Origin of the sequence: Microcoleus sp. K5-D4, from assembly GCF_036704575.1 — a bacterium.
GTDB lineage: Bacteria > Cyanobacteriota > Cyanobacteriia > Cyanobacteriales > Microcoleaceae > Microcoleus.
This window is the reverse complement of record NZ_JAUBSD010000006.1, coordinates 1-24,555: the sequence shown is the minus strand read 5'-3', so window position 1 is coordinate 24,555 and position 24,555 is coordinate 1. Positions and strand designations below refer to the sequence as shown.

The window sequence follows — 24,555 nt, the reverse complement described above, 5'->3', positions numbered from 1 at the left end:
AAGTTTAATTATGCCCTCGATTGAGAAGATGGAAAAGGCAGCGGTTGATTTGAGTCGGCAAGCAGAAGTTTATTTAGCCGAAGGAAAGTTGAATGAGGCAGTTGCTGCTTGCGAGTCAGCGTTGAAAATTGAACCGAATTTGGCTGCAGCTTGCCAGACGCTGGGAAAGGTGATGCAGGTTCGAGGTGAAATCGAGCAAGCTAAGCAGTGGTATGAATCGGCGATCGATCGCAATCCAAATTTGCCGGAAGTTTATGCTAATCTCGGCAGTTTGTATTCTCAGGGGAAACAGTGGGAAAAGGCGATCGCCAATTGTGAAAAAGCAATTTCACTAGCGCCGAATTTTGCTGCTGTTTATCGGCAGTTGGCGAGAATTTGGACGCAGTTAGAGAAGCGAGAAGAGGCGGCAGACTGTTGGTATCAAGCTTTTAATATCGAGCCGAATTGGGCAACTGCTGAGGAAAACGTCACTCTGGGAAATAGTTTGGTTGAATTGGGAAAGTTCGATCGCGCTATTGAATGTTATTCGCGAGCAATTGCGTTAAATCCCAACCTAGCAACAGCTTATCACAATTTGGGAGAAATGCTGGTTGGTCAGAAGCGGTGGGATGAGGCGATCGCCAATTACCGACAAGCCATTGCCATCAATCCAAATTCGTTTGAATCTTACCACAGTTTGGGTAAAACTTGGGCGGAGCGAGGAGAATTCGATCTGGCGATCGCCTGTTACAACAAAAGCCTCGAACTCAACCCAAAATACGCTCGTGCTTACGTGGGTTTAGGTAATGTTTTCGCGCAAAAACAGGATTTTGATGCAGCCATTAAATGTTACCGTCAGACTCTGGAAATCAATGATAATTCTTACTGGGCATACAATTGCTTAGGGGACGCTTTGGCTCAAAAACAACTGTGGCCCGAAGCTATTAGTTGCTACCGCAAAGCTATTGAAATAAATCCAAATATTCCTTGGTTTTATGTCAATTTGGGAATAGCCTTCACCTGCGAACAATCCTGGGATGAAGCTGTGGCTGCTTTCCTGCACGCGGTTCAGATGGAGCCGAATTTGACGGGAATTAATCAGCGGTTGGGATATGTTTTGCGGAAGCGGAGCGAATCGGGTTTAGACAGCACAATCGCAACTTATTGTCAATCTATTGAGGTACTTGCAAGCGGGAAAAATTACCACAAATTGCTGGGAATTGAGTTAGATGGAGCAGAATTTTATATAAATTTAGGCAATAGTTTAGCAAAACAGAAGCAGTTGGAAGGTGCGATCGTATTTTATAGCATGGCACTGCAAATTGAACCCAATGCTGCAGAAGTTGTCGCCCAACTCAATGATGTTCGGGCGAAACAACAGGAGTTGTACGCACAAATTGCCGCTTACCGCCGCCAAATAGAAATCGAGCCGACAAATTCTAAGCCTTACAACGATTTAGGAAATATTTTACCGCAATTAGGGGAATTAGAAGAAGCAATTATTTGCCACCAAAAAGCGAGCGAATTGAGGGGTTGGCCTGAGTGTGCCGCGAAAGATTATCAATTTACCCAAGATTGGTTTACCCACAATATTCCTATTTGGCAACGGCATTTGCAGCAATTTACCGGAATTGCGGATTTTCAAGTTGTGGAAATCGGCAGTTTTCAGGGAATGTCTGCTTGCTGGCTGCTGGATAATATTTTAACTCATCCGACGGCAAAGATTACTTGTATTGATTTGTATTTTCAACAACATTTTAAGGGCAATATTGTTAAAACGGGAGCAGCAGATCGGGTAATTGAATTAGAAGGTTACTCTCAAGATTTGTTAATTAATTTGGCTTCGGAATATTACGATGTTGCTTACATTGACGGCTGTCACAAACCTACCAGTGCTCTGCAAGATGCGATTTTATCTTGGAGGTTGGTGAAAGTTGGGGGATTGATGATTTTTGATGATTACGAGTTTACGTTTCCCGACAGCCCGGAGCAAGATACTAAAATTGGGATAGATGTTTTTTTGGAGATGTTTGGAAGTCAGTTAGAAGTTGTACATAAAGGCTATCAACTGATTGTCAAAAAAATCGGCAATCAAAGTTTGGGCGAAGAGCAAACTCTGTTGTCTCTGGGTTGGGAAAAGTTGGGGGATATTGCGACGAACTCCGGTTATTTGGATGAGGCGATAGCCCGCTATCAAACAGCTATTAAAATAAAGTCTGGCAACTACTTAACTTACCAAAAGTTGGGTAAAAGTTTGCAAAAGAAAGAACTATTTGACGAAGCTAGGGCAGCTTACCAACAGGCGATCGCACTCAACCCTCATTTTAGTTGGGCTTACCACTTTTTGGGGGAAACTTTGCAGGCGATTGAGCAACACGAGGAAGCCGCTTCTGCTTACCGCAAAGCTATTGAGTTAAATCCAGATTTTTGTTGGACTTACAACAATTTAGGCGATGTGCTGATGGAGCTTTCTGAGTGTGAGGAAGCTGCTGTTGTTTACCACAAGTTAGTTGAACTCAATCCCGATTTCTGTTGGTCCTACGAGAGATTAGGTAGGGCTTTGGTTGCACGGGAAAATTGGGAAGAAGCGGCGGCGGCTTACCGCAAAGCTATTGAATTAAACCCCAATGATTGTTGGCTGTACAATAGTTTGGGGGAAGTTCTGGAATTACAAGAAAATTGGTTTGAAGCAGCAGGGGCTTTTGAGCGTGCTATTGAGCTAGAACCCGATCATAGTTGGCTGTACAAAAAGTTGGGTGATGCACTGCGGAATCAAGGGGAATTAGAAAGGGCGATCGCCATTTACGAAAAAGGCATCAATCTTGAACCCAAATCCTGCTGGTGTTACGAAGGATTGGGTTTGAGTTTCCTTGCAAAACAGCAGTGGGAATTTGCAATCACTAATTTAGTTCAAGCCCTGCAAATTAAACCCGATTTGTTTGAAGCTTACGATAATATAGGTTATGCTCTGGAACAACAAGGAGAAGGCGATGAGAGCGATCGGGCAAAATGCAGTAATCAAAATTTACCCTTAAGTATTCTCAAAAAATACTGTGGATTTACAGAAGATTTGACCGTTGCAGCAGAATCCAATCCTAACCTCACCTGCATTGACATCCATCCTGCGAGTCAAATCAATTTATCTGATTCCAAAACAATCGATAGCAGCCGTAGATTCTGGGAACATCAAAGTCATTCAAGAAAAGCTTTTGTTGCCGTATTGCCAAAAGGAAGAGCTTGGGCAGATGTTGTGACTAGCGCCGTCATTACTTCAGAAAATAAACTTGTTGCTGACATTTCAATGGGTTGTGCGGAATTGGTAATCACTTCCGACAAATTGCCTCCCGCTGAACACGTCGATGGAAATGTAGCTTTTTTATCTGCTCGCTGGGGGGGAGCTGCTTATTTTCATTGGATGTTTGATGTGATTACGCGATTTGACCTTTTGCAGCGGAGCGGATTGATAGAAACTATAGATAAGTTTGTTGTCAATGCCTCGGATTCTTCCTATCAAGCAGAAACTTTAAATACTTTAGGAATTTCTCAAGATAAACTTTTAGAAAGTCGCTGCAATTTACACATTACAGCAGATAGATTAATAGTTCCCTCAATATCTTATAACGGATCGGGAGCTGTTTCTAAATGGAAGTGTGAATACCTCAAACAGACATTTTTAAAGGAACAACAGCCACTAAACACAGACTATTCAGAGCGAATTTATATCAGCCGCCAACAAGCATCATATAGGCGAATCGTCAACGATGAGGAAGTAATTAAATACTTAGAAAAATTTGGGTTTCGCAGTGTCAAATTGGAAACAATGTCTGTAGCGGAACAAGCATCATGTTTGGCTGCTGCTAAAGTCGTTGTCGCACCTCACGGAGGGGGATTGACTAATCTAGTTTTTTGCAGTCCAGGAACTAAGGTAATTGAGATTTTTTCTCCCCTTTACGTTCCGTATTGTTATTGGATGATTAGCAATTTATGCGGTTTGGAACATTACTATTTAATTGGCGATTTGGTTGATGATGGAACTCCGATCAAACCCTTACATAAAGATATGCAGTTGAATTTGAACTCGCTGGAAAAATTAATGACTGTTGCAGGAGTTTTGCATGGACAATGACTACCACGATTTGGGTAATTCCCTGCAAGAAAGCGGTCAGTTCGATGAGGCTGTTGCTGCTTACAAACAAGCTATTGAATTAAATCCTAATTTTTCTTGGTCTTATCACAGTTTGGGCGATGTTTTGCAGAAACTTGAAAAATGGGAGGAAGCTGTCGCTGCTTACAAAAAAGCTGTTGAGTTAAATCCAGATTTTTCTTGGTCTTATCACAACCTGGGCGATGCTTTGCTGAAACTTCAGCAATGGGAAGAGGCTGCTGTTGCTTACCGCTGCGAGATTGCACTCAACTCGGATTTTGCTTGGTCTTTTTGCAATTTAGGCGATGCTTTAACTAAGCTAAAACAGTGGGATGAAGCTATCGCTACGTATTTAAAAGCTATTGAAATTGACGGAGATTTGCCGGGAATTTACGAGAAGTTGGGATACGCTCTCGGACAAACAGAGTCGGATTTAAATTTAGTGTTAGAACAATCTCAATTGCAAATTACACCGGAAAATTGGGAGTTTTATTTGCAGTTAGGAAAGAATTTAGCCAAGTACGATCGCCCAAAGAGCGCAATAATTCTTTACAAGTTGCTATTGACAAATATACCGAGTTGTGCAATAAGTTCCGCGAAATTAGAGGATTTGTTGCAGCAGCAAGAAAAGTGCGTTAGCGCAGCCATCGAAGAGGATCGCGCATTAGCCTCATCTCGCGCAACTGTCGCCCAAAAACCCGATGATTGCTGGTCTTATTATAATTTAGGTGCTGTTCTGAGCCACCAAAAATATTGGGAGGAAGCGGCGGCGGCATTTTTCCAAGCTATAGAAATAAATCCCGATATTCCTTGGTGGTTTTATTACAATTTGTGGGAAGTTTTTGTTAGGCAAAACAAGCTAGATGAAGTTGAGAACTTGTGCCGCGAAGTTGTTGCAGCTCAACCGGAGGCTTTTTGGCCTTATCTGAATTTGGGAGAAGCTTTAACGAGGCAAGGTAAAGTTCCAGAGGCGATTGATTTTTATCGAACTGTCAGTTACAAACAAAGTTTTGCATCTCTTATTAGTAAGAGAACAGGCAAGATACCTGTTCCACAAGCAGATACAGGCAAGATGCCTGTTATACAAAATTGGAACTTAAAATCAGTCAAAGTTCCTAACTTTATAATTATTGGTTCTCAGCGGTGCGGGACGACTTCTCTGTATACTTATTTATCCAAACACCCGCAAATTTTGACTCCGATTAAAAAGGAGATGGATTTTTTTTCGTGGCACTTTGACAGAGGAATTGATTGGTATTTGGCTCATTTTCCGCCAATGCCTCCGGGAGAGCAATTTTTGACGGGCGAAGCAAGTCCGAGCTATTTTGACTCTCGGGAAGCACCGGAACGGCTCTACAGGCTGTTTCCAGAGGCTAAACTGATTGTACTGTTGCGAAATCCGGTCGATCGGGCGATTTCTCAATTTTACCGCTTGACTGGCTTAAACTGGGAAGCGCGATCGCTCGATCGGGTAATTAGCGATGAAATTGAACGGTTGAGTCAAAATCCAGAATACATCATCGGCGAGGAACCGGGGAATTATTTAGCTCGCGGTAGGTACATAGAATTTATTAAAAACTGGCTGGCTTTCTTTCCTAGAGAACAGTTGTTAATTTTGAAAAGTGAAGATTTTTATGCAGGTGCGGCGGCTATAGTCCAGCAGGTTTTAGAATTTTTAGATTTGCCGGAATATCAATTGTCTGAGTACCAAAATGCTAATCCTGGTTCTTATCAGCGGGTAAATGAATCGGTTTGCGACAGGTTGAGCGATTATTTCCGACCTTACAATCAGGAATTAGAGGAATATTTGGGAAGGCAGTTTGATTGGGAATAAAGTTGAGCTAAGATTAGAACAACTTGTAAGGAGGTAATACCGATGCTGACGAGCGAGCTAGATACGCTACTTAAGGAACAAGCACTCCAACGCCAAGATCCTGAAGATCGCTATATTACCGATAGCGCCAACTGGGAACAATACGAAACACTGCTAAATCGAATAGGAGATGCGGCGGGATATCGAGTGACTTATTTAGATGGAGTTTTGGAAATTATGTCGCCTTCTCGCCGCCATGAAAGTCGCAAAACTGGCATTGGAAATCTGCTGGAAATTTACTTTGTAGAAGCTGACATCGAATATTTTCCTTTTGGGTCTACAACTCTGCGACAAGAGGAAAAAAGTGGCGGTACGGAACCGGATGAAGCTTACTGTATTGGCACAGATAAAGAATTTCCAGATTTGGTAATTGAAGTGATTGTTACCAGTGGCAGCATCAATAAACTAGAACTGTATAGAAGGTTGAATGTGCGAGAGGTTTGGTTCTGGCGAAATGACCGATTTTCTATCTACCATTTGCGAGAAGAAAATCCGGTTGAATTCGTGTCCAACTGCGGTTATGAATTAATCACACAAAGCGAATTGCTACCGGGAATTAATATCGATATGTTGACAGAATGTGTAAAAAATCCTCACCCGTTAGCAGCAGCAAAGGAATGGAGACAGAATTGCCGACCTACTTAAACAGCAAGTTTTAAATCTGCTAGCTGTCGCAAAGACAATGAACTGAGCTCGCGCGCGCCGCGAGATTGATTCGGACTATGATTCAAACTATCGTCGCAAAGACAATGAACTGAGCTCGCGCGCGCCCCAGTCCGAGAAAAAAACTCGCCTCCCCTTGACAACTCATACTCGTTATGAGTACGCTATAATAAGCAAAGGAATTGAACCCAAGTACCCAAAAATTTAAAATCATGCTGACGAACCAAGAAGGTCAAAGAGTACCCAAAGTCACCTTTCGCACTCGCAAAGACAACCAGTGGGTCGATGTCACCACCGATGATATATTTGCAGGTAAAACCGTAGTAGTCTTCTCGCTGCCAGGAGCTTTTACTCCCACTTGTTCGTCCACGCACCTCCCCGGTTACAACGAATTGGCCAAAGTTTTCAAAGAAAACGGCGTAGATGAAATCGTTTGTATTTCCGTCAACGACACCTTTGTGATGAACGAGTGGGCCAAAGACCAAGAATCAGACAATGTGACGTTAATTCCCGACGGTAACGGCGAGTTTACTCAAGGCATGGGAATGCTGGTAGACAAAACAGATTTAGGCTTTGGGAAGCGGTCTTGGCGTTATTCGATGCTGGTAAAAGATGGCGTGGTTGAAAAAATGTTTATTGAGCCAGAGGAACCGGGCGACCCTTTCAAAGTGTCCGATGCCGAGACGATGCTCAACTACATCAACTCTGCAGCAGCCAAGCCGAAGGTAGTTTCGCTGTTTACAAAAATGGGCTGTCCCTTCTGCGCTAAGGCTAAGGCAATGCTGAGTCAAAAGGGCTTGGATTATGAAGAAATCGTCTTGGGTCGAGATATCACAACTCGATCGCTCCGGGCTGTAACTGGGGCTACAACTGTGCCGCAAGTATTTATCGACGGCAAGTTGATCGGTGGTTCCGAAGCGCTAGAGTCTTATTTGGCAGTTGCTTAGTTAAGTTAAACAACAATACTTAGCCTGCGGGCGCACAGTGCACACCTTACTCGTTGTACGGTGCGTACTGTGCGGCTTTGCCGTATTTGAGGGTATTTAGCGTAATCAAGCTTCGGAGTCAAAAAGTTCGATCGGTCTATTGATCCATTCTCGTGCAACAATTACTGGGGAAGTAATATTAAAAACGCAAGAAAAGGGAGTGACCGATCGTGGATTTGAGTTTAGTATCGTCAAATATCTTAAATCCCCCAATATTAGCTTTTTTCATGGGAATGCTGGCAATTTTTCTCAAATCTGATTTAGAAATTCCAGCGCCCATCCCCAAACTGTTTTCGCTGTACCTGCTGTTTGCGATCGGATTTAAAGGTGGCGTCGAACTGTCCAAAAGCGGAATTGACCAGCAAATCGCCCTGACAATTTTGGCAGCGATGCTGATGTCAATGCTAGTACCAATTTATACTTTTTTCATACTGAGGATAAAACTCGACTCTTACAATGCCGCGGCGATCGCAGCCACCTACGGTTCCATCAGCGCCGTCACATTTATCACCGCAACCTCCTTCCTCACAGCACAGGGGATCGACTTTGACGGTTACATGGTAGCCGCGCTAGCATTAATGGAATCCCCAGCAATTATAGTTGGTCTGATTCTAGTCAGTATATTTGGCGGGGAAGAAGGAAAACGCGAAATAGTTTGGCCCGAAGTGTTGCAAGAAGCATTCCTAAACAGTTCAGTTTTTCTGCTGATTGGCAGCCTAATTATGGGCGTACTGACAGGAGAACATGGTTGGGAAGTTATGAGTCCGTTTACTCAAGACTTGTTTTACGGAGTTCTGACTTTTTTCTTGCTAGACATGGGGCTGGTTGCCGCTAGCAGAATTAAAGATTTGCAAGAAGCAGGAATTTTTCTGATCGGCTTTGCAATCCTAATTCCGATAGTCAATGCAGTAATTGCTTTGGTAATAGCCAAATTAATCGGAATGCCGCAGGGAGACACTTTGCTGTTTGCCGTATTGTGCGCGAGTGCTTCTTATATAGCAGTACCAGCAGCCATGCGCCTAACTGTTCCCGAAGCGAATCCAAGTCTTTACATTTCAACTGCCTTAGCAGTGACATTTCCATTTAATATCATTGTAGGCATTCCCCTGTATCTATACGGAATCAATATGTTTTGGAGGTGAGATGATGGAGTCAGTCAAAAGAGTAGAAATCATAGCCCACTCAGTAGAACTCGGCAAGATTTTAGACGGTTTAGATAAAGCAGGCGTACCCGGTTATTCGGTGATTCGTGATGTCGCTGGAAAAAGCACTAGGGATCACGTTTCCCGTGATTCATCAATGACGGCGCTGGATAACATTTATGTGCTTGCTTTTTGTTCCCCAGCTCAAGTTTCAGCAGTTGCAGAAAACATTAGACCCGTGCTCAATAAATTTGGTGGGTCGTGTTTTATTTCAGATGCGGTGGAATTGCTAATTACTAGGTGCGTCGGGTAGTCATTAGTTATTGGTGATTATACCAATGCGGAAAAATTGAGCTACACATAGATTCTACACCATATGTTTAGGGACACGGCATTGCCGTGTCCTTGCGCGTATCTGCGACTTTAATCCTAGGCTTTGGTTCCGACAATCGCCACTGGTGATAAGGCCAATCCGTTTCGGCTTTTGGATAAGTTTTTTATTATTACTTTAGCGTGATTTTAAAAAGGCAATTTTGAAAATAATTTCTGTCTATTGTAGCACTTTTACAATTTGACAAAAAGCAGCCATTAGCCATTAGTCAGCGGTCATTTCAGGATTAATTGCCCTTCCCAGCCAGGGCAGAATTCAGAATTCTTAAGAGATAGAAAAGAATCAGTTGCCAAAATCCGTTAGCGTGGTAAATTCTAAGCCACAACAGGCGATCGCCCGATCGACTAACGAGATTTTCAATAGGAGTTTAAACATGGCTGCATTAAAAGTTGGCATCAACGGATTTGGTCGCATCGGACGGCTAGTCATGCGTGCCGGCATCAAAAACCCCAACATCGAATTTGTCGGCATTAACGACTTAGTTTCGCCAGAAAACCTGGCTTATCTTTTCAAATACGACTCCACCCACGGCATTTACGACGGCGAAGTTGAAAGCAAACCAGATGGGATTGTTGTTGACGGCAATTTTATCCCATGTACAGCGATTAGAAATCCTGCCGAATTGCCCTGGGGTAAATCCGGCGCAGATTATGTTGTAGAATCTACCGGATTGTTTACAGATTTTGAAGGCGCATCAAAACACTTGACGGCGGGAGCAAAACGAGTAATACTTTCAGCACCGACAAAAGACCCGGAAAAAGTTCCAACTTTTCTAGTCGGCGTCAACCACCACAAATTTGACCCGACAAAAGATACGGTTGTTTCTAATGCTAGCTGTACGACAAATTGTTTAGCACCAATTGCCAAAGTTATCAACGATAACTTCGGTTTGGAAGAAGGTTTAATGACTACAGTTCATGCAATGACAGCTACTCAACCAACTGTAGACGGCCCCAGCCAAAAAGATTGGCGGGGAGGACGCGGTGCGGCTCAAAATATTATTCCATCTTCGACCGGTGCAGCAAAAGCTGTTACTTTGGTTTTGCCAGAATTGAAAGGAAAATTGACGGGAATGGCTTTGCGCGTGCCAACTCCCGACGTGTCTGTAGTTGACCTTACTTTCAAAACGGCGAAGGAAACTAGCTATAAAGAAATTTGCGAGGCAATGAAAAAAGCTTCAGAGGGCGAACTCAAAAACATTCTTGGATATACTGAGGATGCAGTGGTTTCGACAGATTTTCAGGGCGACGCGCGATCGAGCATTTTCGATGCAGGTGCGGGAATTGAACTGAATTCAAAGTTTTTCAAAGTGGTTTCCTGGTACGACAACGAGTGGGGTTATTCTAGTCGGGTGATTGACTTAATGCTGTCTATGGCCGAGAAAGACGGAATTTTGAATAATTAATTTTTTGGGGTGTGGCATTTTGGGCGGGCTGGCGTGTCCACCCCACAAACAAATTCCTATGATTTTTTGTGGAACGGGCATCTTGCCCGTTTCTGATAATATTATTTAATGTGAGTTAAACTTTTTTTATTTCCGATTCGATCGCGCTCATGTCTGAATTACCACCGCTGAATAACGAAACTATTTGGGCTATTCTCAACGAAGAAATCGACGATGCTGCCGTCAACCGATTAGTTTGGCAGTATCTGGGCTACCGCTGGGATGCCGAGACTGGCAAGTGGAAAAGTGCAGGTGTTGCAGCCGAGTGGCGGCAAGAGTACCCGGAACCGCCCGATTTTATCGATTCTAGGCCCGCGACAGTGAAATTGACTCGATCGACCCCTCCAGAAAACAAGCAGTTGCTGAAGGAAAAATTGGGCTTTAAAGGCTATAAAATTGGGGAATTTGGGCCGAGACAGACTCGCAGGGCGACGATGGCTAATTGGTTGATGGGTTTTATCGAATCTGGGGTGTAAGAGGAATTTTGGATGGCTGTGCGGTTGTTGCCACCGTTACAGTACAGAGATATGAGATTTTTTGGCAGGAAAACGCCTAAATCCCTATTAAGGATTGGAACCTTGATTAAACTCTTCCTTTCTTTCTCTGAGTTCTCTGCGTCCTCTGCGGTTAATTAACCAAAATTAAGCCTGTTGAAAGTCAAAAAACACTAAAAACCTCCAATTTCAACATCCTCACCCCCAACCCTGACATCGGGCTGTTCCGTAAAGTATCCTAGAGTCGGCACAAAACTACTGTGAGGTAAGCTTTATGAAAACAACCACCATATCTCGCTTAACCAGCATTTCCCTCGTTACCCTAATGCTAGCAGGCGTTTCAGTCAATGCGATCGCCACACCAGCCACCACCCAACCCGCAACCCAACTCGCCCAAGCTACTGCCAAAAAGCGCCTAGTCGTCATGGACTTCGACTACGGCACCACCAACAGCTATTACACTTCCTACCGGGGAGTCGGCGCCGCCAAAGGCATCAGCGAACTGCTAATCAACGAACTCGTCAACAACGGCACTTATACAGTAGTCGATCGCAGCAAACTCGAACAAGTGCTCAAACAGCAAAACCGCAGCGGTGCGATGGATGCCGGCACAGCAGCCGAAATTGGCAAACAATTAGGAGTTGACGCCGTGCTCATCGGCACCATTACCAAGTTTAATATCGACAAACAATCCGGCGGCGGCAGTTTCATGGGAATCGGCGCTGGTTCACAAAAAACCAAAGCTACCGTTCAAATAGATGTGCGGTTAATCGGTACAGCTTCGGGAGATATTCTTGCCACTGCCAAAGCAGTAGGAGAAGCCGATCAAAGCGATTCTAATATTTCTGTCAGAGGTGTCAGCGGCAATTCTGGCAGCAGCAATGAAGAGTCACTTTTGAGCGCGGCAGTTGACAAAGCCGTCTCACAAATGGTGACTAAACTTGCAGAGGTATCTAAGAAATTAGGTTAGCAATCAAGCATCCTATCAAATATGCTGATACCAAATCCGGCATAAATATTTCCTGGATCTCTTACTCTGTCCGAGCCTACGTCGTGTCGCGTAAACTCCGGCAGACTTTATTTGTATAGTTTGAGGTTAAAAGGTTTCAACCCCCTCCTTCATCAAGGGAGTAATAAACCCGGATTTGGTATTAATTATTTTCCGGACAATTGTGCTCACAGATTCGAGCTGAGTAAACTATTTTAAACTCGAACTCAATTAAGTAGAAAGGCTACGCTTCAGCCATGTTTTGGTTGTTCTTGCTGCACCTGCCAATTGCCAGACCCCAGGTACACGGTCAAACCAGGCATTAGGAGAGATGTCGCTACGAGAACTCCTTTGCCACCCCAGGTTTGGAGAAGCAATCAAGGTGACAACATCAGGATTTTGAGCTCGGAAAGTAGAATAAGCTCCGTCGAGGTGCATCGGGCCGCCGTCGGGATGTCCCGGAGGTCGCTGTTGCAGTTCTTCCAGAAACCGCAGGAGGCGATCGAAAATCCTGCCATTTACAGCGTAAAAATGAGTTGTCATCACCTCCTCAGAAAAGGGCACGAGGGCGACAGGAGGCTTTTGTTCAATCTCTTCGACGTGTCCGAAGTAGACGAAATCCCAATCTTGCTGACACAGTTGTTCGACGATAACAGCTTGGTGTGCTCTTAACTTTGGTGAAATTTCTAGGTCGTCTTCTACAATCAGGATATTGCTCAATCCCTGCTGTTTTGCCTGCTTGAGGATAGCTAAGTGACTGTAAAAGCATCCCCTCGCCCCAATGCTGGGGAAACCTCCAGCTTCGTCGGGGCGGATTGCGGGAAATATCTCAATTTTATGGGGCGTGAGGGGCATTCCTGCTTCCTCTAATTCGTTGACTATGAGCTGGCGTCGATCTTTCCTCTCAGGTAGATTTACCGCATAAACTCCCTGGAAATAGTCTGTGATTTTCGTCATAGTTCGCTCTGGCATCAAGAATTTGATAAATCTTCGGCTGGCTGGACTCCGATTTCAATTTAAGTCTCTGTCTGCCTTAAATTCCTCCATCTTTAGCAAGAGGTATCTTCCTTTTTCTCAAACTTACTCAAATCCCCTCTGCAAAATCTAGCAATGAGAGTTTAATTAGCATTTGGATTTCAGTCAGAAGCAACGCATTTCCCCTGTTGAGTTGGGTTTAATACTAGGTTAGAGACTACTTTAGAAACAGCAGCTTGTTCTTGAATCCATCCGATTTCCCCCGGTTGCAGCTTGGCGCTTTCTACTTCAACTGTTGGCTTAACTGCCGGGGAAGGCGAGAGAGTTGCCACAGCGGGAGATGGATTCAGTGTCGGTTTTGAAACAGTAGAAAAATCTTTATTTGACTCGGGTTTCGGAGAGTTCGATCGCACTATTTCAGGAAGCGAACAAACTTTCAATTCCAGCCAATTGCCTTGAGGCGTAAGCTGTTTGTTTGTCACCTGCAAAACGCTGCCGGCTGGGACTGTTCCTTTGACAGTCAACTCACCGATTGCACCTCGCAAATCCAAGCGATCGCCCTCTTTTCCCACTTCCCCAGCCGCAGAACTTTTAATCTCTATAAACGCTCCTGTTTCTAAAGATTGGACAGGAGAAGCTACAGATTCAACTGTTTTCTCCGGCGTCCTTCCAGCATTAATTAAACCCCGTTTCCCGAAAATCGACTCCCCGGCAGTATCGATCGCGCGACCCACCGGAGGGATGAAAAAATAAGCAAATACACCCCCTAATCCTAATAAAAATAAAATTTTCAGCAGCAGCGAAAATAAACTTTTGCTTTTTTCCGGCTGTAACAACTGCGTTTTTCCTTCAGAATTCCCATCGCCAGGGCTTGTCGGCTCATTCAAATCCGTTGGCAAATCCTCGCTGTCGGAAATTAGTTCGATCGGCGTATCTAAAGGTGCGACAGACAGTTCTGTAAAAGTATTGCCGTCTTCCCTCAAATGTGCTTGACAGTGAATTAAAGCAACAGTGACGTTATCGTGACCGTTTCTAGTATTAGCAATATCAATCAGTCGATCGCGCGCCTTACCCAAATTAATGCTACCGTCGAGAATTGGCAAAATCTCCGCTTCCCAACATTCCTCAACCCGGTCTTTATCACTCAAACCGTCGGAACAAAGCAGCAAAACGCAGTCTTCATCCACGGGAAAACGCTGCACAGTCGGGTGCAAAGTGTTGGACGAAGTAATCCCCAAAGCTTGAATCAGAGCTCCGGCGGCCACTTGTTCCAAAGCATCCCGGTAGAGAGAGTAGCCCAAACGCACCTCGCGGCAAGCCACATTATCATCGAGAGTAACTTGATAGCAGCCGGTGCGGGTAATCCAGTAAGCCCGACTGTCTCCGACGTGGGCGACGTAGAGTTCGTGAATGTGGGCTAAACCCATAACTAGGGTAGTTCCCATCCGCTGCCGGCCTTGGCGGTGTTCGCTGTCGTTGCGACTGGCTATCTTGTCGTTAGCAGCACAAGCCGCCCGTTCCAACTTGGAAGTCAGGCTCAACGGGTCCCAATTAGCTTGATGTAGGGGCATTTGCTGCAACTTATCGCGCAGCACACCAATTGCTTCTTCCGAAGCGACTTCGCCGCCGTCTTGTCCACCGATACCGTCGCAGACGATCGCGCAAGCTTCCGCACCAGGCTTTCCTGCGAACAGCGTACCGCTGGGCGGATAGCAAGCATCTTCGTTGTGAGCGCGGGATCTGCCTACATCCGTGCCCGTGGCAATTTCAACGTGACGATCGTACAATTTGCCACATTTTGCCAAAGCTTTATCCAATTGGCCCATCAGTTGTTCGCCGTGGCGCACTTGACCGGCAACCATTTGCTGGCAAAGTTGCCTCAAAAAATTGGCAATAGTTGGGTGAGCATCTTCGAGCCACTGCTGCCACAATTTGCCCAACTGCGACAAATGAGGCGGTTTGCGATCGGGCTGCAATTCCAGAAACCGCACCAATTGCCCTTCCACCCGCAGCAGTTCCGGAGTCAGCAGCGTCGAAGCCACGCCCTGAGCGATACACGGCTGCCACAACTGGGCCATTTGCCACAGCCAATTGAGCTGGCGCATCGCTGCCGCTCCTTTCCAGGAGTCGGCCAATTCCGGCATTAAAGATTCCGTCACCTTCAAAATAGGCCCGTTTTCCAGCAGCCAGATATCTCCCGATAGCTTGCTCATCTTGGACGATACCAGGCCGTATACTTGAGGTACGTGCAACTGATAGGCAAACAGTCTCAGATAAGGAGTGACAACACTCGGAATCTCATCGGGCAGTTCTGGCAAGTGTTCGGGTTGAGTATCGACAAGAAGTCGATCGCGCTTGACCAAGTAGCGACCAGCGATCAGATCGCCTGGCTTACACCCTTTGATCCCTTCACCTAAAGCCCATAAGTAGTGTTTTGCCACAGAGTTTTGCATAAGGGTTCCTGACGCCTTTGGGCAAGCGTGCTGATCTGAACTATTTTAGCGATTGAACCTCGACGGGTTGATACGTGGCGATTATTTGACACCCCCGCTTTCTCAACAGACGGAGATTCTTAAGACTTCGCAGTCCTAATATCCTGATTTTTCAGGTTCCCGGGCTCACCACGTTTCCACTGTTGTGTGCGTAGTGATATCTCCTGACAATGTTTTAGGCGTGACTTTCCCCCAGTCCAGGGGTAGGTTTTAATGTCTTGTACTGACACAAATAGTCTACCATTTTGTTAACCCGCCGATGAATTTTGCTAGGAGCTTTCAGAGTTAGACGATCGCGCGAGGCCCAAGTCCTCGGCTTGAAATCACGCTGTTTTCAGCATATTCCTGATAGTGGCCATTTCCGAAGAAATCGCAGCACTCAAGGGAATTGACATTTTAGACTAACTATAATGGTATGATGCTGCTAGGTAGAAATCACCTGAGCCGACAGGTATAAATAAATATCAATTGTCGGTTTTCTCGCGAAGGGTCATCTGTGCCTCGCACCCTAGTTTCGCAACAGAAGTTAAATTTAACCCTACCCAAAGACGGATACAAGCCCGCAGATTCATCTGTCGAGTCAATCTAAAATCTAAAATCTAAAATCGACTGACGGATGCCAGCCCCCGACACGAATCGTGGACAGCAAAAAAAATTAGATATTAGTTCCAGCCCGCAGATTCATCTGTGGAGTCCATCTAAAGTATAAAATCGACAATCTCACATCTCACATCTACTGAGGGACGCAAGCCCCCGACAGGAGTCGTGGAGAGCAAAAAAAATTAGATATTAGTTCAAGCCCCCAGATTCATCTGTGGAGTCCATCTAAAATCTAAAATCTAAAATCGACTGACCGGCCTCTGCAAGCTGTTGAGTATTTAACCATGCCCCCACATGAGCCCAGCGCCTTTCCCAAGAATTTGCCCGATCCGAAGCTGCCGCCTGCTGTTGAAATAGACGAAATACTCACTAGCATTCAACATTCTCACAGTTTTTATTACAAAGTGATGAATCTTGAGGTTTGGGCGCTGGTGGAAACCTTGGATGGGCTGTTTCCCGGCGCTTGGGGTCAGTTTATGACCAACCGCCAACTTGCAGTTAAACAGTTTTTGGAACGCGATCGCGTTCCAAATTCTCCGGTTGATGCTGGGGAGGCGGGGGAGAAGTCCGATCGCAGTCGGAAGAAGGAAGAAGCCGGGAGTCAGGAGTCAGGAGTCAGAAACAAGCAGGAAGAAGAATAAAAGCAGATTTTCCCAATTCTCCCCATCTCCACCTTTCCTCTATATCCAAGTCTAAATCCCCAAAGCGAGAGACAAAACAGAACCCTCTTTTCCCCCCGTACTCCCCTGATTAAGAGAAGTAGGAGGGATCGAAACTCAGCTACAAGCGACATTTATTATGGGTTTCAATCTTAAGTTGACATAAATGCCGATCGCCCGATCGCCCTTACAGGTGAACTTTGGAATCAACTTGAGGCAATCCCATGCTGTAGTTGACAGCGCGGCTGTTGAGATTGTAGCTGATTTGGCCTTTTTGGAGGAGCGATCGTACCAAGTGTTCCAACTCCGAACCGATACGGCGGAGGTTGTACTCGGTCAAGTCTTCGCCCTCGTATGCGTCTACGAGTTGGTCGAATTTGGCATATACCTGTTTGACTGACTCGTCGTTCCAGTTAAGTTCGTTATCTGGGTCAATGTCGAGGGTCAAAAGGTCGTTGCTGGGTACGAGTTCGTTATCTTCGAGGATGGCGGTGTATATGCGAATATGCCGGGTTGTTGACTTAAGCTGCATGAGTTCTTATGTGTAAAGATTTTTTGCTGAGTTTATTGTAATGGCACAGAGATGCGCGGGGAGGGCGGGCGATCGTCAATTTCTCGGAATCCCGAAATATTTTAGTTGTTCGGCAGTCCAATTTTTGTAATATTCAGTTTTCTCTAAAGCATCGGAAGCTGGCTTCAGCTTAGAATTTACTTGAACCGTGAAGCCCGGATACGGCATCCTCCTAGTATGAAGCCCGTCAATATTAAAATCTTCTTCGGGATGGATGTGAAAAGCCAGCAAGCCCAATTCTGAAATCTGATTATTGAGTTTGTCTATCAATTCTTTAGTTTCTGGCGCACTAATTGCTGTTTTTTCGGGATTAATTACTACCATGATTTCAAATTCCGAATTGTAAAATTCATAAATGGATTTCATTATGGCAGAATCGCGATCGAACTCAGTCAGGGCTGAAAACCGCTCGATTTTGAATAAAATTTGATTGGTCAAGCGTGCCTTTTTAGCGAAGGGACAAATCGGTAAATCGCTGAAAACTGGATGCGGTAACTCGACAAACTCCGTCATCCATCTGAGGGTAGATGCTATTATTTCTGTGTCCGATTCATTCATCGACAATCTATGTATTTGATATTTCACACTCATCATACTTTATTTTTATGGAAGGCGATGCACACCATTGGTGTCAATTTAACGCTATTTCCCTCAGTCCGGCAGGGGTTTAAACCCCTGCCTCATAGCAAAAGTCCTCGCTATGATGACTGAAGAACTCATTAGTCCTCTTCAGAAGACTTTTACTATTAGCATGGGAATTCATTCCCTGGCGGACTTTCGGTTAAATTGAAACAAATACATTGTCCATCTTGCTGTTTAATATTGGCGATCGAATTTATTCGTGAATTGTGCCATCTGGCATAATTGCGCCTGCGAGTTTTGCCGTTTCCAGATTTACCACCCCACTTAGGTTCGCTCCCTTTAGGTTGGCTTTTTCTAGGTTTGTATTCTGCAAATTTGCCCCGCGCAAGTCTGCCGAAGTTAAGTCGGCTCCACTAAAATTGCCGTAACTAAGATTAGCTCCACAGAGATTTCCTTCACTTAATATTGCCCCGCTTAGATTACAGTGAAGCTCTCCACCAACCAAATTAATTTTAGTCAGATTAGCACCACTAAAATTTGCAGAATCTGTTCGTGCACTTTTCAGATTCGCCCCGTGCAAGTCTGCCGCAATGAGGTTGGCGCTACTCAGAATTGCTCTGCTTAAGTTGGTGTTACTCAAATTAGCTTGCAGGAGGTTTGCACGATCCAAATTGGCATTACTTAGATTTGCACCGCTCAAGTTAGCTTGACTCAGGTTGACATAACTCAAGTCAACACCAGCTAGGTTGGCTCTTTGCAGTGAAGCATTAGAATCAATTAAGCAAGCACCTGCTTTAACAGGGTCAAAGCCTCTGGGGAAGACAGTCTGTGCGTTGTAAAGTGCTTGTTGAAGTTTTGCTCCTTCAAGGTTTGCCCCTTCAAGGTTTGCCTTTAATAGGTTAGTATCACTTAGGTTTGCATTACTCAAATCAGCCTTCATCAATTTTGCTTCCCTCAAATTCAACCCTGTTAAGTTTGCTTTACTGAGGTTTGCCCTGCTGAAGTTTGTCCCCAATAACAAATGAACTTTACTGAGATTTACCCCACTCAGATTAGCTTCACTTAGGTTTGAATTAGACAGATTTACTTCACTTAAATTTGCATTTAGTAATTGTGTTTTTTCTAAGTTGACTGAACTGAGATTGGCTTGGTGAAGGTTTGCATGACATAAATTTGCCTCACTCAGGTTAGAAAAGTATAAGTTTGTTTCAGAAAGTTCTGCACCGCTTAGATTAGCCCTACTAAAGTTGACCTGACTCAGGACTGTTCTGCTCAGATTTACTCCTGCTAGATTAACTCCAGTAAAATTTCGTTCTTTGTTATTATACCGCTGCCAAAAATCTTCAGCAGTGATCGCTGGTTCCAGATTTTCTAGTGCAGAATCATCTATTTTTGCCTCTTCCTCAGATTCCGCAGTATCCGCATTCGCAGCAGTAGCAGCCGACTGTTCTACCGCTTCGCTAGATGCTGGAATCGCTGTCTCCTCGATCGCCTCTTCGCGCAATAACCGATCGACCCGATCGCTAAACCGCCTCACAACCTCAGCATCATCAACCTTCTCATCAGCATTCGAGCTTTTCTCAACCGCATTTTCAACATAATACTTATCTACAAAACTTTGCAACCCAGCATTATATCCCTGTCCTACGGCCTGAAACCTCCATTCGCCATTCTTCTTATACAAACGTCCAAATTCTAAAGCCGTTTCTTGCGAAAATATCTGATTTAAATTGTACCGAACCAATTCGCTAAGAGTCTCTGAATTGTAAAGCCGGATAAAAGCATTTTCAACTTGACTAAAACTTTGATTTTTTTCCTGTCCGTCGTGAATAGTCACCACAAACACAATTTCCTGAATCGCCGAATTAATTTTGCTCAAATCCAGATAAACCGTCTCATCATCTCCCTCAATTTGTCCATTCCTGCTGTCTCCCGAATGCCGCACCGAACCGTCCGGCGATGTCAGATTGTTGTAAAATACAAAATACTTTTCATCGGGAATGCGACCGTCCGCCGCTAACATAAAAACAGATGCGTCAATGTCGCAGTTTTGGGCTGTCTGGCTGACTTGCCACCCCAGGGCGATCGCAATTTTACTGAAATTAGGAGTTTCTTTAGAAAGATTGAACCTTTCACCCTTAGTTAATTCGATACTCATATGCGATAATTCCCTTACCTCATAAATGGTATTAATTATCTCATCTATGTTAACCCGATCGCAAATTGGATTTTATCTCGAAGACATCGAAACCCCAATTGGCAGAACCGTCAATTTAACTCTTACCGGACTAATTCTCTTATCTTCGACCAGCTTCATCGCCGAAACTTACCCGATTTCGGAAACTGTTAGAATTAATTTGCAAACTCTCGATACAGCGCTTTTAGTTGTTTTTGTGTTTGAGTATTTATTGCGACTATGGTGTGCCGAAAATCGAGTTAAATTTATTTTTAGTTTTTTTTCAATTATTGATTTGCTGGCAATATTACCATTTTTACTGGGATTTGTCAACGTTAGTTTTATCCGAATTTTCCGCTGGTTTAGGATTCTCCGACTCATCCGCTTTCTGGAATTAAAAATTTCTATTTTCCGCATCAGCAGCGAAGATGGGGTGATTTTTGCTCGAATTTTGTTTACTTTGCTGGCAATAATTTTTGTTTATTCTGGTTTAATTTATCAAGTCGAACATCCGGCTAATCCCGAAAGTTTTGGAACTTTTTTGGATGCTGTTTATTTCTCGGTTGTCACCATGACCACCGTGGGATTTGGCGATGTTACTCCGATTTCGGAATCCGGTCGTTTTCTGACTATTTTGATGATTTTGACGGGAATTGCTCTAATTCCTTGGCAATTGGGGGATTTGATTAAACACTTAGTTAAAAGTGCTAATCACGGAGAAGCTGTTTGTAAAGGTTGCGGTTGGTCTGTACACGATGCTAATGCTAGATTTTGTAAAATGTGCGGCAGTCAATTAGAGAATGGTTGACTGTTGAGTGTTGACTGTTGAGTGCAGTACAGATAATGGGTAGGGAGACGGCATTGCCGTGTCCTATACTTCATAAATCAGGAATACACTGTAACTTCTTCCCTCTTCCTTCTTCCTGAGATCCGTTACATCCGTTACATCCGTTACAGAATCCGTTACAGAATCCGTTGCCGAACTTCCCTCTTCCTTCTTTAAGCCAAGGGTAACAAAATTTCAAATTCAGTGCCTCTGCCTAACTCCGATCGCATTCTGAACGCACCGCCGTGTTTGCCCGTCACAATTTGATAGCTAACTGCTAAACTCGTTTCTTTGAGGGCGCGTTTTTCCGTAGAGAATGATTCAATGATTTTTTTGTACTTGCTAGGTGACATTCCTGGCCCGTTATCTGATATGCAAATCGACACCCAGCGAACATGAAGTTTGTCTAAATCCGCCGCAGGTTCGGGACAGCAGACTTGAGTGGTGATTTCAATTTTAGGCTGGCGATCGAAGTCTTTGAGTCCTCCACCTTTAAACTCTTTGGCCAATTCTTGACCGACTGCTTCGTTAATTAACGTATGAATAGAATTGGTCAAGATATTCATAAATACTTGGTTTAGCTGTCCTGCATAGCATGGCACTGGTGGCAGGTAGCCGTAGTTTTTCACTACTTGGATTTCCCGGGTCAAACGACTTTTGAGCAGCAAAAGTATGCTGTCTATGTTGGCGTGCAAGTCGGTGGGTTTGGGATAAATATCGTCGATGTGGCAGAAGTTTTGCAAACTGCTTGCCAACTTGCTCAACCGTTCGGCTCCGGCTTTAATGCTGGCAACAGTTCGGAGGAAATCGTTTTGCAAAAAGTCATAGTCTATCTCTTCCTTGAGCCGTGCTATTTCCGGTGGGGGGTCAGTACAGTATGCGTCGTAAGCTGAGAGCAACTCCATCAAGTTTTTGCTGTAGTCGGTGACGTAGGTTAAATTCCCCCAAATAAAGCCTACCGGATCTAAAATTTCGTGGGCTACTCCGTTGACTAAACGCCCTAAACTAGCCATTTTTTCGCTTTGAATCATTTGAGTTTGGGCTCTTTCGTAGCGGACTTGAGTTTCGATGCCACGAATTTGCCAGTACGCGATGTTTAGTGCGTTAGGGTCTAAGAGTCGGTAAGATTGGGAGTCTATTTGGACGACGATCGGTTCTGCCTGCAATTCGGGCGATCGACGCAGAGCTTGCGGGGCTGCTGCCAAAATCGTTGTACTCTCTGCGACTAATAATATTTCGACGCGAGCGTAACTGTAGAGAACTTTCAGCGGCAGGTGCAAAAAGAGCTCTGGGCCTTGGGGTTTAAGCAAATATTCCAGCAGTTGCCTGCGGGATATCATGCCAGCAAACTCTCCTGCTTCCATCAAGACGACCCCCGGCACTAGGGGATGCTGTTCAAACATTTCGGCAACTGCCACGGCCAAGCAGCTCGATTTTACCTGAAAGTCATACAGGGGCAAATCCCAGAGGGTAGACTCTAGGGAAAGGTCTTGATGGCTGCCTTCGGAGAGTGAAGGGCCAAGGAGTTTGGAACTGAATTTATTTGCCACTGGAACTTTTAGTTGCCGAAACGCTGGGAAAGTGAAATGAGAACCTACTACTAAGCTACCCTATCATTTCACCGCAGGAGCGAACAACCGAGAATATTCTTGAGTTAATCATGTTGTGCCAACTATAGGCAGGAGAATTTCAAATTCAGTGTTCTTACCTGGTTGCGATCGCATTCTCAGTTGGCCGCCGTGCTTTTCTGTGACGATTTGATTGCAGATAGCCAGCCCCATACCGGTGCCTTTGCCTGCTGGTTTAGTGGTAAAAAAGGTTTCAAATATCTGCTTGTGATTTTCTGGGGCAATGCCGGGCCCGTTATCGGCAATGCAAATTGCGGCCCTCTTGCCGTGTTCGGTTTCTATAACTTTAGTGGTAATTTCGATTTGGGGCTGCCAGTTGTCCCCGCACTGGGTGTGTATTTCTCGATCGGCTGCGTAGTCTGTCAGGGCGTCTAGAGCATTAACTAACAAATTCAAAAATACCTGACTCAACTGACCGGAGTAGCCACTAACTAGCGGCAGTTCGCCGTAATTTTTAACCACTTCTATGCTGTTTTTAAAGCGGTTTTTCAAAATTAACAGCGTCATCTCCACGCATTCGTGAATGTCTGTCTCGGCTGGTTTTGTCTCGTCCATGTGAGAGAAGTGGTGCAGCCCGTTAACTATTTTTAGCAATTGCGAGGCTCCCAACTCCATCCCTTCTAAGGTGATCGGCAAATCTTCTTGTAAAAAATCAAATTCAATTTCTTTTTTAAGGGCATCAATTCGGGCACACGGTGCCGAATATTCTTCTTCATAAAGCGACATTAGCTGGAGCAAGTGTTCAAAATAGGACAGCAGAAAAGTTAAATTTCCCCAAATACAGTTCAGCGGATTTCTGATTTCGTGGGCTACTTCTGCTACAATCCTCCCCAAACTCGCCATTTTTTCTGTTTGGATGAGTTTGGCTTGGGTTTGTTTGTGGAGTAACTTATTTGTTAATTGGTGGATTCTTGATTGAGCGACCATTAATTGGTGTACGTCTAACAGCTTGTAGGTCTGAGGGGCTATTTCCACTACTACGGGTTCGTAAATTAATTCTCCTGACCTGTAAAGCGATTCCTGGGCGGCTTCTACTATTAATTTACTGCCGGGAAGTACCAGCGGTTCTGGCTTGGAAAACTTGTACAATACCTCTATGGGTCGCTTGAAAAACATTTCTAATCCGTAGCGGCGGTTAACTTTTTCAAAAAATAGACGCCTGGATATTATGCCAACAAAATTACCCCCCTCTGTCAAAATGACGCCGGGAAGCATGGAATTTTGTTCAAAAGCCTGGGCTACTTCTTTTGCCTGTTGAGTTAATTCAATTTGGCAGTTGTAGAGTGGCAGGTCTAGGAGAGTTGATTCTAAGGAGATGTTCCAAGTACAAATTTCAGCTATATGCAACACTGATAACTCCGAGCTAATCTCACGCACAGCAAACATAGATGAAACCCCTGTTAAAAATTGTATTCATGAACAACTTAAGTTGCTATTAATTCGTAACGGGTTATTTGTAGCGGGTAGTTGCTCATTTGTGAAATTACAACAGCACCCCATGGGAAAACCCGATCGCAGTAGCATTGTCTGCTAAAGATTTTGTTTCTAAGTCAATATTAAACGATCGAAGCTTTTGTGGAACTTACTGAACTCTGCTGTAAACTTTTTACCATGATATACCTGCGATCGCGTGTTTTCGGAAAATGTTTAATATTTATAACGAATTATTGTGATAAATTATACCATTGTTCTAGTGATAGAAGGGAATTGGAGAACCGCGAGTAGGTTATAAGTGAATATACGGGCCTCCTTCGAGGGTTCGAGGGTTCGGATTAGCCATCGTCCAAGAGGCTTGCAGCCTCCAATTGTCAAGACTAGGGCCCAGGCCAAAGAAAGTTCGGCAACCGATTCGCTTTCTTCGGATGGTAAGGATTCAGGTAAAAAATAGTTCCGCAGAGAGCCGAAAAATATGGTAATGTAGTCAGATGAGCGAAAAGCCAGA

General features: G+C 44.5%; 19 protein-coding genes. 11 read left to right on the top strand and 8 right to left on the bottom strand.

What is annotated here, in order from left to right; translation table 11 throughout:
* Window positions 1-10: 10 nt before the first annotated feature.
* From QUA77_RS03465 to QUA77_RS03425, 9 genes are all read left to right on the top strand, one after another.
* A complete protein-coding gene (locus QUA77_RS03465) occupies window positions 11-4,105 on the top strand; it encodes a tetratricopeptide repeat protein (RefSeq protein WP_333449277.1) in 4,095 nt (1,364 codons plus the stop codon).
* Window positions 4,095-5,957: a tetratricopeptide repeat protein gene (locus QUA77_RS03460; protein ID WP_333449276.1), complete on the top strand. Its 1,863-nt coding sequence runs from the start codon at window positions 4,095-4,097 to the stop codon at window positions 5,955-5,957. Before QUA77_RS03465 ends, QUA77_RS03460 begins: the two co-directional genes overlap by 11 nt.
* A 42-nt stretch (window positions 5,958-5,999) precedes the next feature.
* On the top strand, window positions 6,000-6,641 hold the full coding sequence (locus QUA77_RS03455) for a Uma2 family endonuclease (protein ID WP_333449275.1): 642 nt from the start codon (window positions 6,000-6,002) through the stop codon (window positions 6,639-6,641).
* Window positions 6,642-6,871: 230 nt separating this feature from the next.
* On the top strand, window positions 6,872-7,606 hold the full coding sequence (locus QUA77_RS03450; RefSeq protein WP_333034753.1) for a glutathione peroxidase: 735 nt from the start codon (window positions 6,872-6,874) through the stop codon (window positions 7,604-7,606).
* 209 nt (window positions 7,607-7,815) lie between these two features.
* Window positions 7,816-8,787, top strand: a complete 972-nt coding sequence (locus tag QUA77_RS03445; protein WP_333034751.1) for a sodium-dependent bicarbonate transport family permease — start codon at window positions 7,816-7,818, stop codon at window positions 8,785-8,787.
* 1 nt (window position 8,788) lies between these two features.
* Window positions 8,789-9,100 (top strand): P-II family nitrogen regulator, encoded by a 312-nt coding sequence (locus QUA77_RS03440; protein WP_223300725.1) that lies wholly within the window; start codon window positions 8,789-8,791, stop codon window positions 9,098-9,100.
* A gap of 451 nt (window positions 9,101-9,551) precedes the next feature.
* Window positions 9,552-10,583, top strand: a complete 1,032-nt coding sequence (gene gap / locus QUA77_RS03435) for a type I glyceraldehyde-3-phosphate dehydrogenase (RefSeq protein WP_333449274.1) — start codon at window positions 9,552-9,554, stop codon at window positions 10,581-10,583.
* A gap of 149 nt (window positions 10,584-10,732) precedes the next feature.
* A complete protein-coding gene (locus QUA77_RS03430) occupies window positions 10,733-11,098 on the top strand; it encodes a DUF1823 family protein (protein ID WP_333449273.1) in 366 nt (121 codons plus the stop codon).
* Between the two features lie 292 nt (window positions 11,099-11,390).
* A complete protein-coding gene (locus QUA77_RS03425) occupies window positions 11,391-12,086 on the top strand; it encodes an LPS assembly lipoprotein LptE (RefSeq protein ID WP_333034744.1) in 696 nt (231 codons plus the stop codon).
* A 249-nt stretch (window positions 12,087-12,335) separates the two neighbouring features.
* Here the strand turns inward: QUA77_RS03425 and QUA77_RS03420 are convergent, their stop codons facing one another.
* Window positions 12,336-13,061: a glycosyltransferase family 25 protein gene (locus QUA77_RS03420; protein WP_333034743.1), complete on the bottom strand. Its 726-nt coding sequence runs from the start codon at window positions 13,059-13,061 to the stop codon at window positions 12,336-12,338.
* 179 nt (window positions 13,062-13,240) lie between these two features.
* Window positions 13,241-15,532, bottom strand: coding sequence for a protein phosphatase 2C domain-containing protein (locus QUA77_RS03415; RefSeq protein WP_333449272.1), 2,292 nt, complete (start codon window positions 15,530-15,532; stop codon window positions 13,241-13,243).
* Between the two features lie 923 nt (window positions 15,533-16,455).
* On the opposite strand from QUA77_RS03415, the gene QUA77_RS03410 reads away from it, so the two are divergent.
* Window positions 16,456-16,812 (top strand): hypothetical protein, encoded by a 357-nt coding sequence (locus QUA77_RS03410; RefSeq protein ID WP_333059072.1) that lies wholly within the window; start codon window positions 16,456-16,458, stop codon window positions 16,810-16,812.
* A 205-nt stretch (window positions 16,813-17,017) separates the two neighbouring features.
* Here the strand turns inward: QUA77_RS03410 and QUA77_RS03405 are convergent, their stop codons facing one another.
* The 3 genes from QUA77_RS03405 to QUA77_RS03395 form a co-directional block, all read right to left on the bottom strand.
* On the bottom strand, window positions 17,018-17,362 hold the full coding sequence (locus QUA77_RS03405) for an NAD(P)H-quinone oxidoreductase subunit M (RefSeq protein ID WP_333068257.1): 345 nt from the start codon (window positions 17,360-17,362) through the stop codon (window positions 17,018-17,020).
* 75 nt (window positions 17,363-17,437) lie between these two features.
* Window positions 17,438-17,995: a hypothetical protein gene (locus QUA77_RS03400; RefSeq protein WP_333449271.1), complete on the bottom strand. Its 558-nt coding sequence runs from the start codon at window positions 17,993-17,995 to the stop codon at window positions 17,438-17,440.
* Between the two features lie 241 nt (window positions 17,996-18,236).
* Entirely contained in the window at window positions 18,237-20,141 is a 1,905-nt protein-coding gene (locus QUA77_RS03395; protein WP_333449270.1) for a pentapeptide repeat-containing protein, read from the bottom strand.
* Between the two features lie 25 nt (window positions 20,142-20,166).
* Here QUA77_RS03395 and QUA77_RS03390 point away from each other — a divergent pair, with 25 nt between their 5' ends.
* A complete protein-coding gene (locus QUA77_RS03390) occupies window positions 20,167-20,967 on the top strand; it encodes an ion transporter (RefSeq protein ID WP_333034732.1) in 801 nt (266 codons plus the stop codon).
* Between the two features lie 191 nt (window positions 20,968-21,158).
* On the opposite strand, the gene QUA77_RS03385 is transcribed toward QUA77_RS03390, so the two are convergent.
* From QUA77_RS03385 to QUA77_RS03375, 3 genes are all read right to left on the bottom strand, one after another.
* On the bottom strand, window positions 21,159-22,535 hold the full coding sequence (locus tag QUA77_RS03385; protein ID WP_333034730.1) for an ATP-binding protein: 1,377 nt from the start codon (window positions 22,533-22,535) through the stop codon (window positions 21,159-21,161).
* Between the two features lie 108 nt (window positions 22,536-22,643).
* Window positions 22,644-23,999 carry an ATP-binding protein gene (locus QUA77_RS03380; protein ID WP_333449269.1) on the bottom strand — a complete coding sequence of 452 codons (1,356 nt, stop codon included), beginning with the start codon at window positions 23,997-23,999 and terminating at the stop codon, window positions 22,644-22,646.
* A 291-nt stretch (window positions 24,000-24,290) separates the two neighbouring features.
* Window positions 24,291-24,555: hypothetical protein (locus tag QUA77_RS03375; protein WP_333449268.1), on the bottom strand; the 265-nt coding region annotated here is incomplete at its 5' end.

What these genes read in the sequence shown, in the direction of transcription:
- QUA77_RS03465 (WP_333449277.1), top strand. Translation starts at nt 11, where the DNA reads ATGCCCTCGATTGAGAAGATGGAAAAGGCAGCGGTTGATTTGAGTCGG.
- QUA77_RS03460 (WP_333449276.1), top strand. Translation starts at nt 4,095, where the DNA reads ATGGACAATGACTACCACGATTTGGGTAATTCCCTGCAAGAAAGCGGT.
- QUA77_RS03455 (WP_333449275.1), top strand. Translation starts at nt 6,000, where the DNA reads ATGCTGACGAGCGAGCTAGATACGCTACTTAAGGAACAAGCACTCCAA.
- QUA77_RS03450 (WP_333034753.1), top strand. Translation starts at nt 6,872, where the DNA reads ATGCTGACGAACCAAGAAGGTCAAAGAGTACCCAAAGTCACCTTTCGC.
- QUA77_RS03440 (WP_223300725.1), top strand. Translation starts at nt 8,789, where the DNA reads ATGATGGAGTCAGTCAAAAGAGTAGAAATCATAGCCCACTCAGTAGAA.
- gap (WP_333449274.1), top strand. Translation starts at nt 9,552, where the DNA reads ATGGCTGCATTAAAAGTTGGCATCAACGGATTTGGTCGCATCGGACGG.
- QUA77_RS03430 (WP_333449273.1), top strand. Translation starts at nt 10,733, where the DNA reads ATGTCTGAATTACCACCGCTGAATAACGAAACTATTTGGGCTATTCTC.
- QUA77_RS03425 (WP_333034744.1), top strand. Translation starts at nt 11,391, where the DNA reads ATGAAAACAACCACCATATCTCGCTTAACCAGCATTTCCCTCGTTACC.
- QUA77_RS03420 (WP_333034743.1), bottom strand. Translation starts at nt 13,061, where the DNA reads ATGACGAAAATCACAGACTATTTCCAGGGAGTTTATGCGGTAAATCTA.
- QUA77_RS03415 (WP_333449272.1), bottom strand. Translation starts at nt 15,532, where the DNA reads ATGCAAAACTCTGTGGCAAAACACTACTTATGGGCTTTAGGTGAAGGG.
- QUA77_RS03410 (WP_333059072.1), top strand. Translation starts at nt 16,456, where the DNA reads ATGCCCCCACATGAGCCCAGCGCCTTTCCCAAGAATTTGCCCGATCCG.
- QUA77_RS03405 (WP_333068257.1), bottom strand. Translation starts at nt 17,362, where the DNA reads ATGCAGCTTAAGTCAACAACCCGGCATATTCGCATATACACCGCCATC.
- QUA77_RS03400 (WP_333449271.1), bottom strand. Translation starts at nt 17,995, where the DNA reads ATGATGAGTGTGAAATATCAAATACATAGATTGTCGATGAATGAATCG.
- QUA77_RS03395 (WP_333449270.1), bottom strand. Translation starts at nt 20,141, where the DNA reads ATGAGTATCGAATTAACTAAGGGTGAAAGGTTCAATCTTTCTAAAGAA.
- QUA77_RS03390 (WP_333034732.1), top strand. Translation starts at nt 20,167, where the DNA reads ATGGTATTAATTATCTCATCTATGTTAACCCGATCGCAAATTGGATTT.
- QUA77_RS03380 (WP_333449269.1), bottom strand. Translation starts at nt 23,999, where the DNA reads ATGTTTGCTGTGCGTGAGATTAGCTCGGAGTTATCAGTGTTGCATATA.